At 64.1% G+C, this 16,127-nt stretch carries 16 protein-coding genes; 13 read left to right on the top strand and 3 right to left on the bottom strand.

Annotation, left to right across the window (positions count from 1 at the left end; all coding sequences use genetic code 11):
- Window positions 1-4: 4 nt before the first annotated feature.
- Window positions 5-496: a hypothetical protein gene (locus MKI86_RS07100; RefSeq protein ID WP_241599124.1), complete on the top strand. Its 492-nt coding sequence runs from the start codon at window positions 5-7 to the stop codon at window positions 494-496.
- A gap of 43 nt (window positions 497-539) precedes the next feature.
- Here the strand turns inward: MKI86_RS07100 and MKI86_RS07095 are convergent, their stop codons facing one another.
- Window positions 540-3,929: a YhdP family protein gene (locus tag MKI86_RS07095; protein WP_241599122.1), complete on the bottom strand. Its 3,390-nt coding sequence runs from the start codon at window positions 3,927-3,929 to the stop codon at window positions 540-542.
- Between the two features lie 151 nt (window positions 3,930-4,080).
- On the opposite strand from MKI86_RS07095, the gene MKI86_RS07090 reads away from it, so the two are divergent.
- The 5 genes from MKI86_RS07090 (at window position 4,081) to MKI86_RS07070 (ending at window position 8,980) form a co-directional block, all read left to right on the top strand.
- A complete protein-coding gene (locus tag MKI86_RS07090; RefSeq protein ID WP_241599114.1) occupies window positions 4,081-4,548 on the top strand; it encodes a peroxiredoxin in 468 nt (155 codons plus the stop codon).
- 22 nt (window positions 4,549-4,570) lie between these two features.
- Window positions 4,571-5,398 (top strand): ferritin-like domain-containing protein, encoded by an 828-nt coding sequence (locus tag MKI86_RS07085; protein WP_241599104.1) that lies wholly within the window; start codon window positions 4,571-4,573, stop codon window positions 5,396-5,398.
- A 132-nt stretch (window positions 5,399-5,530) separates the two neighbouring features.
- On the top strand, window positions 5,531-6,805 hold the full coding sequence (locus MKI86_RS07080) for a M23 family metallopeptidase (RefSeq protein WP_241599102.1): 1,275 nt from the start codon (window positions 5,531-5,533) through the stop codon (window positions 6,803-6,805).
- Between the two features lie 193 nt (window positions 6,806-6,998).
- Window positions 6,999-8,489 carry a DEAD/DEAH box helicase gene (locus tag MKI86_RS07075; protein WP_241599100.1) on the top strand — a complete coding sequence of 497 codons (1,491 nt, stop codon included), beginning with the start codon at window positions 6,999-7,001 and terminating at the stop codon, window positions 8,487-8,489.
- 53 nt (window positions 8,490-8,542) lie between these two features.
- Complete coding sequence (locus MKI86_RS07070) at window positions 8,543-8,980, top strand: NUDIX domain-containing protein (protein ID WP_241599098.1); 438 nt, start codon at window positions 8,543-8,545, stop codon at window positions 8,978-8,980.
- Here MKI86_RS07070 and MKI86_RS07065 read toward each other — a convergent pair.
- Together MKI86_RS07065 and MKI86_RS07060 are read right to left on the bottom strand one after the other, a co-directional pair.
- Entirely contained in the window at window positions 8,953-9,270 is a 318-nt protein-coding gene (locus MKI86_RS07065; RefSeq protein WP_241599096.1) for a TfoX/Sxy family protein, read from the bottom strand. The genes MKI86_RS07070 and MKI86_RS07065 overlap by 28 nt on opposite strands.
- Window positions 9,271-9,301: 31 nt before the next feature.
- A complete protein-coding gene (locus MKI86_RS07060) occupies window positions 9,302-9,784 on the bottom strand; it encodes a flavin reductase family protein (protein WP_241599307.1) in 483 nt (160 codons plus the stop codon).
- Between the two features lie 185 nt (window positions 9,785-9,969).
- Between MKI86_RS07060 and MKI86_RS07055 the strand changes: the two genes are divergently transcribed.
- The 7 genes from MKI86_RS07055 to MKI86_RS07025 all read left to right on the top strand — a co-directional run bounded on the left by MKI86_RS07055 (window position 9,970) and on the right by MKI86_RS07025 (window position 16,098).
- Window positions 9,970-11,046 (top strand): ABC transporter substrate-binding protein, encoded by a 1,077-nt coding sequence (locus MKI86_RS07055; RefSeq protein WP_241599094.1) that lies wholly within the window; start codon window positions 9,970-9,972, stop codon window positions 11,044-11,046.
- Window positions 11,047-12,048: a P1 family peptidase gene (locus MKI86_RS07050; RefSeq protein WP_241599092.1), complete on the top strand. Its 1,002-nt coding sequence runs from the start codon at window positions 11,047-11,049 to the stop codon at window positions 12,046-12,048. It abuts the gene before it with no gap.
- A 79-nt stretch (window positions 12,049-12,127) separates the two neighbouring features.
- Window positions 12,128-12,805: a ribulose-phosphate 3-epimerase gene (gene rpe, locus MKI86_RS07045; protein WP_241599091.1), complete on the top strand. Its 678-nt coding sequence runs from the start codon at window positions 12,128-12,130 to the stop codon at window positions 12,803-12,805.
- Window positions 12,802-13,536 (top strand): DUF2259 domain-containing protein, encoded by a 735-nt coding sequence (locus tag MKI86_RS07040; protein WP_241599081.1) that lies wholly within the window; start codon window positions 12,802-12,804, stop codon window positions 13,534-13,536. The genes rpe and MKI86_RS07040 overlap by 4 nt, the downstream gene beginning before the upstream one ends.
- A 118-nt stretch (window positions 13,537-13,654) precedes the next feature.
- Window positions 13,655-14,080, top strand: coding sequence for a hypothetical protein (locus tag MKI86_RS07035; protein ID WP_370879913.1), 426 nt, complete (start codon window positions 13,655-13,657; stop codon window positions 14,078-14,080).
- A 64-nt stretch (window positions 14,081-14,144) separates the two neighbouring features.
- Window positions 14,145-15,452, top strand: coding sequence for an adenylosuccinate lyase (gene purB / locus MKI86_RS07030; RefSeq protein WP_241599077.1), 1,308 nt, complete (start codon window positions 14,145-14,147; stop codon window positions 15,450-15,452).
- Between the two features lie 91 nt (window positions 15,453-15,543).
- Window positions 15,544-16,098: an RBBP9/YdeN family alpha/beta hydrolase gene (locus tag MKI86_RS07025; protein WP_241599075.1), complete on the top strand. Its 555-nt coding sequence runs from the start codon at window positions 15,544-15,546 to the stop codon at window positions 16,096-16,098.
- The last annotated feature ends 29 nt before the right edge of the window (window positions 16,099-16,127 follow it).

Raw genomic sequence — 16,127 nt, 5'->3', positions numbered from 1 at the left:
AACGATGGATCGCCGGGCAGACCTTTTCTTCGTCGCCTCGGCTACGAGGGCGTTCCTGAAACCCGCATGGGTTCGCTGGCAGCACGCGCGCGGCGAACCCATCGCGGAGGTGCTCTCGTCCAACACCTGCGGACGAAGCAGCCTGTTTCTGCGCAATGTGCTTCGCGCGGAGGGTTTTGCCGCGGAATGGGCGAATGGAACGCCCCGTTTGTCGGAAGACGGGCCGGACACCGGCCCCTTCGGTTTCTTTACCGGGCATCGCTGGGAGAGCCATGCCTGGGTGGTGAGCGGCGACCTCATCCTGGACATTACCGCAGACCAGTTCGGAGCGCAGCCCGTCATCGTAACCTCCGTTTCCGACGAACGCTATCGAACCGGGTCCGGAGACACCGCGCCGCCAAGCGCCATCGAGGCACGACGGTTGGCTGTGGAGACATTGTGGCCTGACTGGCTGTCACATCGGGCAAAGCTCCAGCTCGGCCGACACGAAGACTAACCTTCAGACCCGCGTTCGTGACGTCCGCTCCGATAAAGCGGTCCTACTGGAATTCGAAGATGTTACGGAAGACGCCCGGCGCGATGATCGAGAGCGGGTTGATAGTGAGATTGGGCTGTTCGACCGGGCCGGCGAGCTTGAAGGTGATGCCGATCAGACCGCGGTCGTTGCCGTTGCCGAGGATGATACCGATCAGCGGCAATTCGGCGAACAGCCGGTTGAGGCCATAGGCCGGCATGAAGGTGCCGGTCATATCGATATTGCCGTTGGCGTCGCGCACGATGCCCTGGAATGTCGCGCCCACGGTCTCGCCCCGCACGACACCATTCGCCACACTGAGCGCGCCACCGGAGGCGCGCACCTGGGCAAAGCCGCGGGAGAACTTCACAGCGCTGACATCGATCTCCCGGCGGACCGCCTGATTGAGGCTGCGGCCGTTTTCCCCGGCCGGTGTCGAGACGAGCGAACGCAGCCGCTCCTCGCCCACCAGCGCGAAATTGCGGACATCGACCGACCCCAGCCAGCCGTTCGCGCCCGTGTCACGCAGGCGGACATTGAGGAGCCCGCCCCTCATGTGACGGTAGACATCGGCAAAGCGTACGACGGCACCCGCATCGCCGCTGGTCAACTGGATCACGTCGACACCGTCGGTCTTTACAACCTGAGCCACGACAGGCGCGCCACCGGACGTGACGCCGGACAGGTTCAGCCCCGAAATGCGGCCGCCGGCCGTATCGTAGCGGAACTGAACGTTGGAAAGGCTCTCGCCGTTGAAACCCAACGCGCGCGACAGGCTCGCATCGACACTCACTGACTGCTTGTCGCCGCCACTGCCCCCGGTGGCGTTCTTGAGCCGGGCAAGCACCTGGCGTACATCCGCCGCTTCGCCATTGGCCGCCACCCGGTAGCCGGACTTGGAACGGTCGACCTTGATGCGGAAACTGTCATCGGCGGACAGGCGAACGGTTGAGAAATTCGCCGAATCGAGCGAGGCACCGCGGAAATTCAGGGCGCCGGCGACATTGAAGCCGTCACCGACAAAACGGAAATCGGAAATCTTCGTCACACCATCGGCCGTATTGGCTGTCAGCGTCACCTTGCCGCCGATGCCTGCGCCCTTTGTCCAGCCAAGCCACGGCACCGACACCGCCGCCTTGCCCATGTCGGCCTCTACGCTGCTTGGTCCGTTGCCCTCCTGCTCGACGCGTATGTCGACAGGCCCCTCGATGATCTCGTCCAGTCCAGGCAGCAGCGCGCGGCGATCCTTGTTGCCGATGGTCCCTGAAAGGGTCGTCTTGCGTTTGGCGCCGGTGGATTTGTCGACGGGTTCGAGCAACGCGATGTTGAGGCCCACGCCATCGATATCGGCTTTGGCATCGAGCGCAGCCAGCCGCGGATCGATCGCAAGCACGCCGCGCAAGTCCGTCACCTTGCGACCGGCGACCGGCTTGCGCACGTCCACGCCCTCGAGCGTCAGCGCCGCGTTCCATTCGGGCGGCGGCGGGTTGTGTGCGCCAATGACGCCGAAATGCGCCTTGACCTTGGCCTTCACCGGACCGGAGAAATCCTCGGGCACGAAGCCCGTCGCAGGTAAGGCGCGGATGGGGCGATAGGTGACGAGTTCGGCAATGGCGTCCGCGTCGCCCGAAACGTTGATATCCATGTCGGCCATCAGCGGCTTGGTATAGTTATCCGGCAGGATGAAGGTACCGCCGCTCAGGGCGACGGAACGGCCCGATGGGAAATAGGCCGTGCCGCCCTTGATGGAAATCTCGGTGCGCGGCCCGCGCAGCCGGAATTGTCCGGATGTATCGCGCAACGGCGGGATTTCTCCTGCAACGTTCATGCGCGCGCCCTCGATATCGAAGTCGATTTTCAATTCGTCTTCGGTGAGGCGCATCGGCACGCCGGGCGTGCGTTCGCGTCCTTCGGCCAGGTAGAATTCAATGCGACCGTTCGTGACCGTACCGCCGAAAATGTTCTTGATAACCCAGCTTCGCGCGGTCTTGGCCATCCAGAACGGCCAGAACTGCTTGACCGCAGCCGATTCCAGTTCGCTGGCGATCATCACGAAGCTGACTTCCGGCTCCCGGTCGCCGAAGCGCATGGCAAGCGAACCCGCCACGTTGCCCTTGTCGCTCGACACGGCCATCTCGTCGAATTGCAGCTTCTTCGCCTTCGTCAGGAAGTAGCCGCTCGCCTTCGCATCGAAACGGATCGGCGCCTCGGTGGAATCGACCGGACGGCTGATCGCATTGCTGAAAACGAGATCAATGGCAAAGCCCTTGTCGGGCTTGTCGGACACGCGGTCGAGGTCGATGAGGCCTCCCGTAAAGGGGAAGTGCGACTGGCCGACGCTCGCATCCCTGGAGATGAGTTCGATGGAGCCCTTGTCGAAGTTGTAGCTTGCCTTGATCGTCGACGGGCGCAGCTCGGCCGGCACGCCGTCACCATAGACAGTACCGGCGGCGAGGCCGATATCCACCGTCAGCCTGGGCTTTGCGGTTTCGCCCTCGCGTCCGGCGCTGACGGTCACATCCATGGTGGTGGCCACACCCGCATGAACGTCGCCGTCCGGTGTGTGTGTCAGCAGGAGATTGCCGAAGGCGACGTTGCGGATGACGCCGTCAATCGTTCGTACCGATCCGCCTTCCGTCGCCGCGGTCAGGTCGATCTCGCCATCTTTCCCGTTCAGCAGGAACCGGCCGTCGATGGACATGGTGCCGCCGGCATCGCGCGAGAACTGGAGGTCGGCAATGGACAGCACGACGGGGCGTCCGCCCGGCCCCTGGAACGTCGCGCCGAAATCCGACAGATTGACGGCCTGCATGCCGCTCGAATCGAGCAGGCGGTCCATGCCGTCGAGCCGCTCAAACGCCGTTTCGAGATAATCGGGCACATCGGAAATGCGCAGATCGTCGAGATCGAGCGGCTTGCTTTCAGGCAGCAGCGCCGCATTGATCATGACGCCATCCACATCGAGCCGCGAAATGGCGACGCGTCCGACGACAAGGGCTGTGGGATCGAGCACCAGGCCGACAGCCTCGGTCGTCGCCATTTCCTTCTGCGAGTGCACATCGACGATGCGCACATTCTCTGCCTTCAGGACAAAGCCGCGCAGGCCGGCGACACGCAGCACCGTATGATCCACCGAGGCGCGGTATCGCGGTCCCAGGGCATCGTTGAGGGCGACGACGGCGCGCGCGTTCAGGGTGCTGTCGAAGACGCCCGCTTCCACAAGCGCGATAATGCCCGCGCCGATGAACAGGACGATGGCAACGACGACCGCAAGAATGCGGCACAGAAAGCCGGTTCGGCTGGTTTCCACGGCATGCAGGACGATCGGCTCATGCGCCCGCGCAGACGGCAGTTCGTGCAGCGGAACGATATCCTGCTTGCGGAACACAACTTTCTCGCCGCGGATTTCTCCCATGAAGCGTTTGCTTTCTCCTGCCCTGGTCCGCCGTGCTATCCCGTGGAAAGGTAGCGTGCCGTCCGCTCTGCGCTGGACGATTCTGCCCGTCACTATATATGCGGAAAGCCCGGTCCCTGACTCAAAAAGCCGGCCAAAGAAAGGAAATCCCATGGCAGAACTGGCCCCAGGCATGAAAGCACCCGATTTCACGCTGCCGCGCGATGGCGGCGGCACCGTTTCCCTGCAGGATTTTCGCGGCAAGCCCGTCGTCCTGTTCTTCTATCCGAAGGACGACACGAGCGGTTGCACGACGGAGGCAAAGGACTTCACCGCAGCCCGGCCCGATTTCGAAGCCGCCGGCGTCGCGCTGATCGGCATGTCGCCCGACCCGGTCAAGAAGCATGATTCGTTCGTCAAGAAGCACGGGCTCGACGTGCCGCTCGCCTCCGACGAAGGGCTGGAGACCTTGCAGGCCTATGGCGTATGGAAGGAAAAGAGCATGTACGGCCGCGCCTATATGGGTGTGGAGCGCACCACTGTGCTCATCGATGCCGAAGGCAAGATCGCCGAGATCTGGAACAAGGTGAAGGTCCCGGGCCATGTCGCCGCCGTTCTGGACGCTGCCAAGAAGCTTTAAGCGACCCGATCAAGGCCCTGGAATGACTCATATACCCCACATCGAAAGTCTGCGCGGCGGCGCCACCGCCGCCATCGCCTCCGCCGACCTCGACATGAAGGCGGATCTCGCGCAGGAAACCGCGCGCCGATGGTTCGCCCGCACGCTCTCGATACGCTCGCCGCGCGATCCGGCCCTGCCCGCGCGGCCGGGCCGGCCGGACAAGCCGGAACTCGTGCCGCCAAGAAACATGGAGAAGCGCTCGCTGCATACCGAGAAGGGACGCATCGCGCTCCTGCATGCGCTCGCTCATATCGAACTCAACGCTATCGATCTCGCCCTCGACATCGTGGCGCGCTTCACGACCGAGCGGATACCGCATTCTTTCTTCGACGGCTGGATGCAGGTGGCCTTCGAGGAGGCCAAGCATTTCCGGCTGATCCGCGACCGGCTGCGCGAACTCGGCGCCGACTACGGCGACCTGCCCGCCCATGACGGCCTGTGGCAGGCCGCGCACGATACGCGCAACGACCTGACCGCGCGCCTCGCCGTCGTGCCGCTCATTCTGGAGGCGCGCGGCCTCGACGTGACGCCCACCTTGCAGATGAAGATGCGCGAGACCGGCGACCACGCCAGCGCCGACATTCTCGACATCATCTACAACGATGAGAAAGGCCATGTCGCCGTCGGCGCGAAGTGGTTCCGCTTCCTCTGCGCGCGGGAAAAGAAGGACCCGTCGGCCACCTTCCAGGAGCTGGTGCGCACCAATTTCCGCAGTCCGCTCAAGGCGCCGTTCAACGATGTCGCACGCGCCGAAGCAGGTCTGACGCCGTCCTTCTACCGCGCCCTCGTTTCCGTGAGTCAGAGCTGATATTTCAGGTCGAATCGGCCATCACGAAAGGCTTTATTAACCCTAACAGAGTGTAATCCCCGCCAAGAGTACAGCACCGCGAGTCACGGGTTGGCGCGATGGTGGCATGGCTGAAACGTCTGGGGGTCATCTGTGGCGGAGCGTCCTGAAAACCGCGTCTTCGGAAAACGCGCGCAGCAGCATGTCGTTATCCTGGCGAGCGGCGACAAGATCCGCCACATGACCATCCGCCCCTGGATGGCCGCCGTCACCTTCTGCTTTGCCGGCATGTTCACCGTTGGCTATCTCGCCGCCACTTCCTACCTTGTCCTGCGCGATGACCTGATCGGCGCCACGATGGCGCGGCAGGCGCGCATGCAGCACGATTACGAAGACCGCATCTCCGCGCTGCGCGCCCAGGTCGATCGCGTCACCAGCCGCCAGCTTCTCGATCAGCAGGTCGTGGAGGAGAAGGTCGAGAAGCTGATGCAGCAGCAGCTGGCGCTTTCCGCGCGCCACGGCAAGCTCGACGCCCTGCTCAACCGCGCCGAAACCGTGCCCCTGCCCGAAGAGAAGCCGGTGACGGACGGCCGCCGCGCCGATGCGGTCGGCGCGATCAACGCCATCATGGGCAACGTGGCCCCACAGAAGACAACGCAGCTCGCCTATGCCTCGACCGGCGAATCGGTCGCCGATCGGGCCGACCGCCTCTTTTCGCGCGTCACGCTGTCGCTGAAGGACCTCGAACACGACCAGCTGAACCGGATCCAGTCTCTGACGGCCGGCGCATCGGAAACCGCCGACGCCATCCAGACCATCCTGCGCCGCACCGGCTTCGATGTCACCGAGACGGCCGCCGCCGACGATCAGGCTGCCCAAGAGGGCGCGCAGACGGCCATCGGCGGTCCCTTCGTTGAGCCCGAGACCTTTTCCAATCCCTTCGAGGAATCCATCAACGACCTCGACGACGCGCTCGATCGTCTCGATGCAGCCCGCCGCACGGCGCGAAAGCTGCCCTTCGGCAACCCCTCGCCGGGCAGCAACATCACCAGCCGCTTCGGCAACCGAACCGATCCGTTTCTCGGCAGGTTGGCGCTGCACGCAGGCATCGATTTCCGCGCGAGCACCGGCACGCAGATCCGCTCCAGCGGCGCCGGCACCGTGACCGTTGCCGGCCGCAACGGCGGCTACGGCAACATGGTGGAAATCGACCATGGGGACGGCTTGAGCACACGATACGCCCATCTTTCCCGCGTTCTGGTCAAGGTCGGCGATCATGTTGAGGCATCCGACCCGGTCGGTCTCTCCGGCACGACCGGACGCTCCACCGGCCCGCACCTGCACTATGAAGTGCGCCGCAACGGCAAGGCCATCGACCCGATGCGCTTCCTCACCGCGGGCATGAAGCTGACGACCTATATGGATTGACGAACGCCAAATCCGGTCCCGTTCGTATGACAAATTTGTCGTCCGGCAGCACCAAATAGCCCGCAGGTTTTGTAGAAAAGCTGATTTCCTTGACTTTCCGGCACTTTCGGCATAAGTGCGCTGCATCCTAGCGGCACATCGACCGCTGCAACTCATTGCGTTCGCAAGAACCGGAACGGAAACTGTTTTTCCTTTGACCACTTTTGCTGATCTTGGCCTGAGCCAGAAAGTCCTGTCCGCCGTCACCGATTCGGGCTACACGATCCCGACCCCGATCCAGGCCGGCGCCATCCCGCCGGCGCTTGCGCGGCGCGACATTCTCGGCATTGCCCAGACAGGCACCGGCAAGACGGCCTCCTTCGTGCTGCCGATGCTGACCCTCCTCGAAAAGGGCCGTGCCCGCGCCCGCATGCCGCGCACGCTGATCCTCGAGCCGACACGCGAACTGGCGGCACAGGTTGCCGAGAACTTCGAAAAGTACGGCAAGAACCACAAGCTGAACGTGGCTCTCCTTATCGGCGGCGTCTCCTTCGATGAGCAGGACCGCAAGCTGGAGCGTGGCGCCGACGTGCTGATCTGCACACCCGGCCGTCTTCTCGACCATTGCGAACGCGGCAAGCTGCTGATGACCGGCGTCGAAATCCTCGTCATCGACGAGGCCGACCGCATGCTCGACATGGGTTTCATCCCCGATATCGAGCGCATCGCCAAGCTCATTCCCTTCACGCGCCAGACGCTGTTCTTCTCGGCCACCATGCCGCCGGAAATCCAGAAGCTGGCCGACCGCTTCCTGCAGAATCCCGAGCGCATCGAGGTGGCTCCGCCTTCCTCCACCGCCAAGACGGTGACGCAGCGCTTCGTCGCCACCCACAGCAAGGATTACGAGAAGCGCGCCGTGCTGCGCGACCTCATCCGCGCCCAGGACGATCTCAAGAACGCGATCATCTTCTGCAACCGCAAGGTTGACGTCGCCGATCTCTTCCGCTCGCTCGACCGCCACGGCTTCTCCGTCGGCGCGCTGCATGGCGACATGGACCAGCGGTCCCGCACGACGATGCTGGCGAATTTCAAGGAAAACAAGCTCACGCTGCTCGTGGCCTCCGATGTCGCTGCCCGCGGCCTCGACATTCCCGATGTGAGCCACGTCTTCAACTTCGACGTCCCGATCCATGCCGAGGACTATGTCCACCGCATCGGCCGCACCGGCCGTGCCGGTCGCTCGGGCGCCGCCTTCACCCTCGTCTCCAAGCGCGACGGCAAGTTCGTCGACGCTATCGAAAAGCTGATCGATCAGAAGATCGAATGGCTGAACGGCTCGCTCGACGACCTGCCGCAGCAGGCCGAAAGCGAAGAGCGCGAACGCCCCCGCAACGGCCGCGATCGCGGCGGACGTGACCGCTCGCGTGGCCGTGGCAAGAGTGAAGCCCGTGCCCCGGAGCCCCGGGTCGAGGCAGTCGAGACCGAAGAAAAGGTGGACGTCGTGAAAGCTGAACGCAAGGCGGACGTACGGCCGCAGAATCCCGCACGCAATCCCCGCGCCGCAAACCATGCCGCGCCCCGCCCGGCCAACGATGACAGCCGTGACCGCCGCAACCGGTACCGCCGCGACGACGATGACGGCCCGACGCCGCTCGGCTTCGGCGACGAGGTGCCGGCGTTCATGCTGATTGCCGGCAAAGCCTGATCGAGCTGGTTTTGCGCAGACCCGCGCCAAACCATACTTGCTGGGATTCCTGAATGCCAATTCCTGGAATAGACGTGCCGGGCCTCGGTTGCGGCCTGGCTGTTTTGCGTGATGGAAAGCTGCTGCTCTATCGCCGCGCCAAAGCGCCGGAAGCAGGCTGCTGGAGCATCGTGGGCGGCAAGGTCGACCACATGGAGCACGCCATCGACGCCGCCCGCCGCGAGGCGGAGGAAGAGTCCGGCATCACCACGGACACCATCGACTTTCTCTGCATTTCCGAGCAGATCATCGCGCAAGAGCGCCAGCACTGGCTGTCGCTCATCTATGTGACCGATGATTTTTCCGGTGAGCCGCGCGTCATGGAGCCGGAAAAGCTGCCGGAATTCGGCTGGTTCGCGCTCGATGCGCTTCCGAGCCCGCTCTCGCGCTTTGCCGCGGATGCGGTTGAAGCGCTCATCCGCCGTCAGGCGGCGCGCAACGCAGCCTCATAGGCTCGCCGCACCCATATCGCCATCTCGTCGGGGTCGTCGAAGGCCGCCTCCGGCACCGACCAGTAAGGCATCTTCACCGGCGTGCCCTTCTTTCCTTCATACGTCCATTGCCGGCACCCGGCCGCCTCGAAATCGGGCGCGCTCACCGAATCGGCCTTGAGCAGGATCTCGTCGCGGAAATCGAGCGCCAGGATGCGGCCTTGATGGTAGATTCCCTTGCCGCCGAACATGCGCCGGATCGTCACCGGCCCGAGCGCCTGGAACATTTCTTCAATCCCGTCGCGATCCAAGCTCCGCTCCTTTTTTCCCTTCCACCACGCCCTACAGCGTGTGATAGCCCCGATCCTTGTAGATGAGCGCCGGGCGGTGCTCGCCGAAGGAGACGCCCATCACCTCGCCGATCAGCACCATATGGGTGGCCATCACCTGGAGTTCGATAAGCCGGCAATCGAAGGCGGCCAGCGCATTCTTTAGCACCGGAGCGCCTGTTGCGAGCTCCTGCCAGTCGCCGAGCGCAAAACGCTGCTCCGATGTCATCAAGGGGTCGCGGCCCGAAAATGCGTTGGCGAGATCGATCTGGTCCGCCGAAAGCGCATTCAGTGCAAAATGGCCGCTCTTTTCGAAGATCGCGTTCTTGGGGTTGGCAGCATTGACGCAGGCAAGCACCATGGCCGGGCTATCGGAAACCGAGCAGGCAGCGGTGATCGTAACACCGCGTTTCTCACCGTCATGCGCCGTCGTGACGATCTGAACATGGCCGGCATAACGGCTCATGGCATCGCGATAAAGCGACGGATCCAGCATCGATCTGTCCAACACGGCATTCTCCTATGACACTGGAGATACATGGCGAAAATGAACGCAAATGTAACCCCCAAATGCCGAATTTTCCTGTCTCTTTCAGGACAAAGGCCAGGCTCGGGACTTTTCCCTTTGACGCCCGAAGCCCGATCCTTACAAAGGAAGCGATCGCGATCCATGGGTTGAATATGAAGAGCGCCGTCCTTGCCAGCCTGTTTGCCGCCATCGGGGCCGTCCCCTCGCCTGCCCTTGCGGCCGGCCTGACTTTCGCCGTCGTGGCCCCGACGGAAGGACCGCTCGCCATTCTCGGCCAGCAGGTGCGCGATGGCGCGCGCTTTGCCGCCGCAGCCAATGGCGACACGGTGGTCGAGATTGCAGAGGCCTGCGACGAGACCGATGGCGAAGGCATCGCCGGACAGATCATAGCCGCGGATGCGCGCGCCGCCATCGGCTTCCTGTGCACCGAGGGACTGGCCGCCGCCCTGCCGGCCCTTGCCGAAGCGAAGATCCCGGCCGTGACGCTCTCCGTGCGCTCCGGGATTCTGATGGAAGACGCGCTGAAGAAGGAATGGCCGCTGTTCCGGCTGGCACCCGGCCCGAAGGCGGAAGCGGACAAAGCGGTCGAGGTCATCACGCGCGACTGGAAATCGGAACCCTTCGCGCTCATCGACGACGGGACGATCCATGCGCGCGAACTGGTGGAGGCCGTGCGTCTCCAACTGGAGGAAGTCGGCATGAAGGCCGCCTTCGTCGACACGTTCCGCCCCGCCCAGGAACAGCAGCTGACGCTGGTGCGCCGCCTTGCCAAGACCGGTGTCACCCGTGTCTTCGTCGGCGGCGACCGCACCGATGTCGCCGTGATCGCACGCGACGCGAAGGCGGAGAAGGTCTCGCTCGCCCTGCTGGGCGGCGAAGCGCTCCTGGGCGCCGACCCGACCGTACCGATGACGGACGGTGTGCAGGCGATCGCCCTGCCCGATTACCAGGCTTTGCCGGATGGTAGCGCCGTGGCTGCAGCCATGCAGGCCAAGGGCATCGTGGCGGAAGGCTATGTGCTGCCAGCCCATGCCGCCGTGACCGCTGTAGCCGCTGCCGCGGCCGCAGGCGGCGACCTTATCGAAAAACTCTCCACCGGCACTTTCGCGACAGCGGTCGGCCCTGTCGCCTTTGGCAGCGACCATGAATTGCAGGACAATCCCTATCGACTGCTGATGTGGCGCGACGGCACCTTCATGCCGGCCGACACCGCACAGGAAGGCGAATAGATGCGCCCCGGCCCGAAGAACCGCATGACGGACGTCGCGGGCCTCACGGTTGGACATGCGACGGACCATGTCCTGCGCTCGGGCGTGACGGTCGTGCTGTGCGAGGAACCGACAATCGCTGCCGTCCAGGTGCTGGGCGGCGCGCCGGGCACGCGCGAAACGGACCTGCTTGAGCCGCACAACACGGTACAAACCGTCGATGCGGTAGTGCTTTCGGGCGGCTCGGCCTTCGGACTCGATGCCGCGTCCGGGGTACAGGCCGGACTGCGCGAGGCCGGACGCGGCTTTGCCGTCGGGCCGCACCGCATTCCCATCGTGCCGGCCGCCATATTGTTCGATCTCATGAACGGCGGCAACAAGGACTGGGGCCGCTACCCGCCCTATCGCGAGCTGGGTTATGCAGCGCTTGCGGCTGCGGCAGAAGATTTCGAGACGGGCAGCGTCGGAGCGGGAACGGGAGCGCTCACCGCGACCGTCAAGGGCGGGCTAGGCTCCGCATCCAGTGTACTCGATTCGGGGTTCACGATCGGGGCGCTCGTCGCGGTGAATGCGCTCGGTTCGGCGACGGTCGGCGGTAGCAGGCATTTCTGGGCGGCCCCGTTCGAGGAGGACGGCGAATTCGGCGGGCTCGGCCTGCCCGCTCCCTTGCCCCCGCAAGCACGGCTGCCGCGCACGAAAATGTCGCGCCGCCCGACCGGCACGGAAAACACGACCATCGCCGTCATCGCCACCGACGCTGTCCTGACCAAGGCAGAGGCAAAGCGCCTTGCGATTGCCGCCCATGACGGCTTTGCCCGTGCGCTGTGGCCGGCGCATACGCCTTACGACGGCGACCTCGTCTTCGCGCTCGCCACCGGCCGCAGCGAGCGCACGCCGGCACCGGAGGATTTCATCGAACTGGGCGCGGCCGCCGCGTCCACCATGGCACGCGCCATCGCGCGCGGCGTGCATGACGCCACGCCAATGGCGGGCGACATCATGCCGAGCTGGGCGACGGGCTAATTCGCCCGTTGTTCCCCCCTGCCGGGAGTGATATGGCCACGCCGATATCCTGCCCCAATCCTGTTCCGAGGAGCCTGACATGACCCTTCCCATCCGGATCGCGCCCTCCATTCTCGCCGCCGACTACGCCAAGCTCGGCCAGGAAGTGCGCGACGTCGTCGCCGCCGGCGCCGACTGGGTCCATCTCGACATCATGGATGGTCATTTCGTACCAAACATCTCTTTTGGCCCTGATGTCATCAAGGCGCTGCGTCCGCACACCGACGCATTCTTCGACTGCCACCTGATGATTTCACCGGCTGACCCGTATCTGGAGGCCTTCGCCAAGGCAGGCTGCGACAGCATCACCGTGCATGCCGAGGCCGGCCCGCATCTCGACCGCTCGCTGCAGGCGATCCGCGCGCTTGGCAAGCGCGCCGGCGTATCGATCAACCCGGCCACCTCCGAAAGCGTGCTCGATTACCTCCTGGACAAGATCGACCTCATCCTCGTCATGACGGTCAATCCCGGCTTCGGCGGCCAGAAGTTCATTCCTGCGATGCAGGAAAAGCTGCGCCGCGTGCGCAAAATGGTTGGCGAGCGGCCGATCGACATCCAGGTGGATGGCGGCATCGCCGTCGACACCATCGCCATGCCCGCCGCGGCCGGCGCCAACGTCTTCGTCGCGGGCTCGGCCATCTTCGGCGGCGGCAGCATTGACGCCTATCGCAAAACCATCGACACTTTGCGCGCCAATGCGGAGGGAGCCCGCGCTTGAGGATATTGCGGAACGCGGTGACGGCGCTTGCCGCCTGTCTTATGACGGCGACAGGCGCCACGGCCGGGGATTTCTCTACCTTCCAGTCCATCGGCTTCTCGCCCGACGGCAAGGTTTATGCCTTCGAGGAGTTCGGCGTTCAGGACGGCTCCGGCTTTCCCTATTCCACCATCTATTTCATCGACACGGAAAAGGACGCCTATCTGCCCGGCACGCCGGTGCGCGTGCGCATCGATGACGAACAGGCAGGACTTTCCAAGGCGCGAGCGGATGCGATGGCCAAGGCCGCGCCGATGATCGAAAAGAACAGGCTTCTCGACAATCCGGGCATCCTCGCCGCGTTCAATCCGATGGGCCAGCTCGGCGTGGACCGCAGCCGCATCGATTATTACCCCTTCGCCATCGAGCCCATGCCGGGCGGAAGCTATGCGCTGGCGCTCGACGAGATCGCGCTGCCGCTGCCGGAAAAATGCCGGGCCATCACACCCTATGGCGGCAAGGGCTTCCGCCTGCGCCTCGTGCAGGATGATGGAAAGCCGGCGGACCGCATGGTCTATGAGGACGAACAGGTTCCCGACAGCCGCAACTGCCCGCTCACCTATCAGCTCTCCGGGGCGCTCACTTTCCCCGTGCAGAATGGTGCGCGGGTTCATGTGGCGCTTGTGCTGGTCCGCAGCGTCGGTTTCGAGGGCGACAATGGCCGGTGGATCGCCGTGCCCTTCCGGCCCTGACATGAAGCAGGCGGCATCCGTGACGGGTTGGAACGATACAGGGCCCGATCATCCATTGCCGCCAGTTTTTCCATCGCTGGCACTCTGTCTTGGCGGCGCGCTCTGCTGGGGCGTCGCGATGGCGATGTGCGCTTACATCTCGCTGCTCACGCATGACCGGCTGCCGTCCTTTCACCTTCGGCAGCTTCTCGTGATCTATTTCGCCGGTGGCACCGTCGCCTGGCCGATCCTGCTTCCGATGGCACGCTTCCTGTCGCGCCGGCGCGGGATCGAGGCCCGCTTCGCAGCCCATTTCGCGCTGCTGAGCGTGGGAACCGTCGCAATCACGGCGCTCGCCTTCGCTCTGGATTACCGCCTGTTCTATGCCCAGTGGCACGAACCCTTCGGCACTGTCGTCTGGGCTTTCCAGTTCGCTTTCACCACGGCGGGCGCGGTCTACCAGTTCCTCGTCATCGGTCTCGGGCTCTATCTTCCGGTCGGCCTGCCGGTTCTTGCCGGTGCCAGCCTGTGGCTTGCCCGGTCCATGTCGCCCTCCATGCGTTGAGCTTGCCGCCCATCTTTGCTAAAGCGGCGGCAATTCCCACCTTCCCAAGGAAAGTCTAGAGCCGATGATCCCTCGCTATTCCCGACCGGACATGGTCGCCATCTGGTCGCCCGAAACGAAGTTCCGCATCTGGTTCGAGATCGAAGCCCATGCCTGCGATGCGCTGGCGGAACTTGGCGTCATCCCGAGATCGGCTGCCGAAACGATCTGGGAGAAGGGTGGCAAGGCCGAATTCGACGTCGCCCGCATCGACGAGATCGAGGCCGTGACCAAGCATGACGTCATCGCCTTCCTCACGCACCTTGCCGAATTCGTCGGTCCCGACAGCCGCTTCGTGCATCAAGGCATGACGTCCTCGGACGTGCTGGACACCACCTTCAACATCCAGCTCGTGCGCGCTGCCGATATCCTTCTGGCCGGCATGGACCGCGTTCTCGCGGCGCTGAAGGCCCGCGCCTTCGAGCACAAGGACACGATCCGCATCGGCCGCAGCCACGGCATCCACGCCGAGCCGACCACGATGGGCCTGACGCTCGCCCGCTTCTATGCTGAAATGGACCGCAACCGCGCCCGTCTCGTGGCGGCCCGCGCGGAAATCGCGACCGGCGCGATCTCCGGCGCCGTCGGCACCTTCGCCAATATCGACCCGCGCGTCGAGGAACATGTCTGCGCCAAGCTCGGTCTGGTGCCAGAGCCGGTCTCCACGCAGGTCATCCCACGCGATCGCCATGCCATGTTCTTCGCGACGCTGGGCGTCATCGCCTCCTCCATCGAGAACGTCGCCATCGAAATCCGCCACATGCAACGCACGGAAGTTCTGGAAGCCGAGGAGTTCTTCTCGCCCGGCCAGAAGGGTTCCTCCGCCATGCCGCACAAGCGCAACCCGGTCCTGACGGAAAACCTGACGGGTCTCGCCCGCCTCGTGCGCATGGCCGTAACCCCCGCTATGGAGAACGTGGCGCTGTGGCACGAGCGCGACATCTCGCATTCCAGCGTCGAACGCGGCATCGGCCCGGATACGACCATCACGCTCGACTTCGCCCTGAACCGTCTGGCGGGCGTCATTGAGAAGCTGGTGATCTATCCGGACAACATGCTCAAGAATCTCAATAAGTTCCGCGGCCTTGTTCATTCGCAGCGCGTCCTGCTTGCCCTTACGCAAGCGGGAACCTCGCGCGAGGATGCCTATCGCCTCGTGCAGCGCAACGCCATGAAGGTCTGGGAACAGGGCAAGGACTTTCTCGAAGAGCTTCTGGCCGACGCGGAAGTGCGCGCAGCACTTTCCGAGGAGGACATCCGCGAGAAGTTCGACCTCGGCTATCACACCAAGCACGTCGATACGATCTTCCGTCGCGTTTTCGGCGCGGTCTGATCGATCCCGACAGACATGAAAAGGCGATGGCGCCGCACATGCCATCGCCGCCCCCTTGAATTTCGCACGCACCGACAGCACATCCGCGCCCATGAAAGTTTCGGAAGCAGAAATACTCATCGTCCCCGGCTATACCAATTCGGGCCCCGACCACTGGCAGAGCCGCTGGGAGAACAAGCTCTCGACGGCGCGCCGTGTCGAACAGGCGGAGTGGGCAAAGCCGGTGCGCGAGGACTGGGTTCAGCGTGTGGTCGAAGAAGTTGCCGTGGCAACAAAACCCGTCGTTCTCGTCGGTCACTCGCTCGGCGTGACGGCAGCCGTCCATGCCGCGCCGCATTTCAAGAACAAGGTCGCTGGCGCGTTCTTTGTCGCACCGCCGGATGTCGCCAATCCCGATATCCGCCCCAGGCACTTCATGACGTTCGGGCCCTACCCGCGCGATCCGCTGCCGTTTCCCTCCATCGTCGTGGCAAGCCGCAACGATCCCTTCGGCACCTATGAACACGCCGACGACATCGCCGCCGCCTGGGGATCCCTAGTCCTCGATGCCGGCGAAGCGGGACACATCAACGCACAGTCCGGCCACGGTCCCTGGCCGGAGGGAACGATGGTCTTCGCGCAGTTCCTGAGCAAGCTGAAAGCTTAGCAAGCCCTCATTAAGAGGAAATTCATAGA

Source organism: Shinella sedimenti (genome assembly GCF_022601905.1).
GTDB lineage: Bacteria > Pseudomonadota > Alphaproteobacteria > Rhizobiales > Rhizobiaceae > Shinella > Shinella sedimenti.
Note: the sequence above shows the minus strand (reverse complement) of the source record. Positions and strands in the feature narration are given on the sequence as shown.

Coding starts and splice junctions, on each gene's coding strand:
- MKI86_RS07100 (WP_241599124.1), top strand. CDS start 5: ATGGATCGCCGGGCAGACCTTTTCTTCGTCGCCTCGGCTACGAGGGCG.
- MKI86_RS07095 (WP_241599122.1), bottom strand. CDS start 3,929: ATGGGAGAAATCCGCGGCGAGAAAGTTGTGTTCCGCAAGCAGGATATC.
- MKI86_RS07090 (WP_241599114.1), top strand. CDS start 4,081: ATGGCAGAACTGGCCCCAGGCATGAAAGCACCCGATTTCACGCTGCCG.
- MKI86_RS07085 (WP_241599104.1), top strand. CDS start 4,571: ATGACTCATATACCCCACATCGAAAGTCTGCGCGGCGGCGCCACCGCC.
- MKI86_RS07070 (WP_241599098.1), top strand. CDS start 8,543: ATGCCAATTCCTGGAATAGACGTGCCGGGCCTCGGTTGCGGCCTGGCT.
- MKI86_RS07060 (WP_241599307.1), bottom strand. CDS start 9,784: ATGCTGGATCCGTCGCTTTATCGCGATGCCATGAGCCGTTATGCCGGC.
- MKI86_RS07055 (WP_241599094.1), top strand. CDS start 9,970: ATGAAGAGCGCCGTCCTTGCCAGCCTGTTTGCCGCCATCGGGGCCGTC.
- MKI86_RS07050 (WP_241599092.1), top strand. CDS start 11,047: ATGCGCCCCGGCCCGAAGAACCGCATGACGGACGTCGCGGGCCTCACG.
- rpe (WP_241599091.1), top strand. CDS start 12,128: ATGACCCTTCCCATCCGGATCGCGCCCTCCATTCTCGCCGCCGACTAC.
- MKI86_RS07035 (WP_370879913.1), top strand. CDS start 13,655: ATGGCGATGTGCGCTTACATCTCGCTGCTCACGCATGACCGGCTGCCG.
- purB (WP_241599077.1), top strand. CDS start 14,145: ATGATCCCTCGCTATTCCCGACCGGACATGGTCGCCATCTGGTCGCCC.
- MKI86_RS07025 (WP_241599075.1), top strand. CDS start 15,544: ATGAAAGTTTCGGAAGCAGAAATACTCATCGTCCCCGGCTATACCAAT.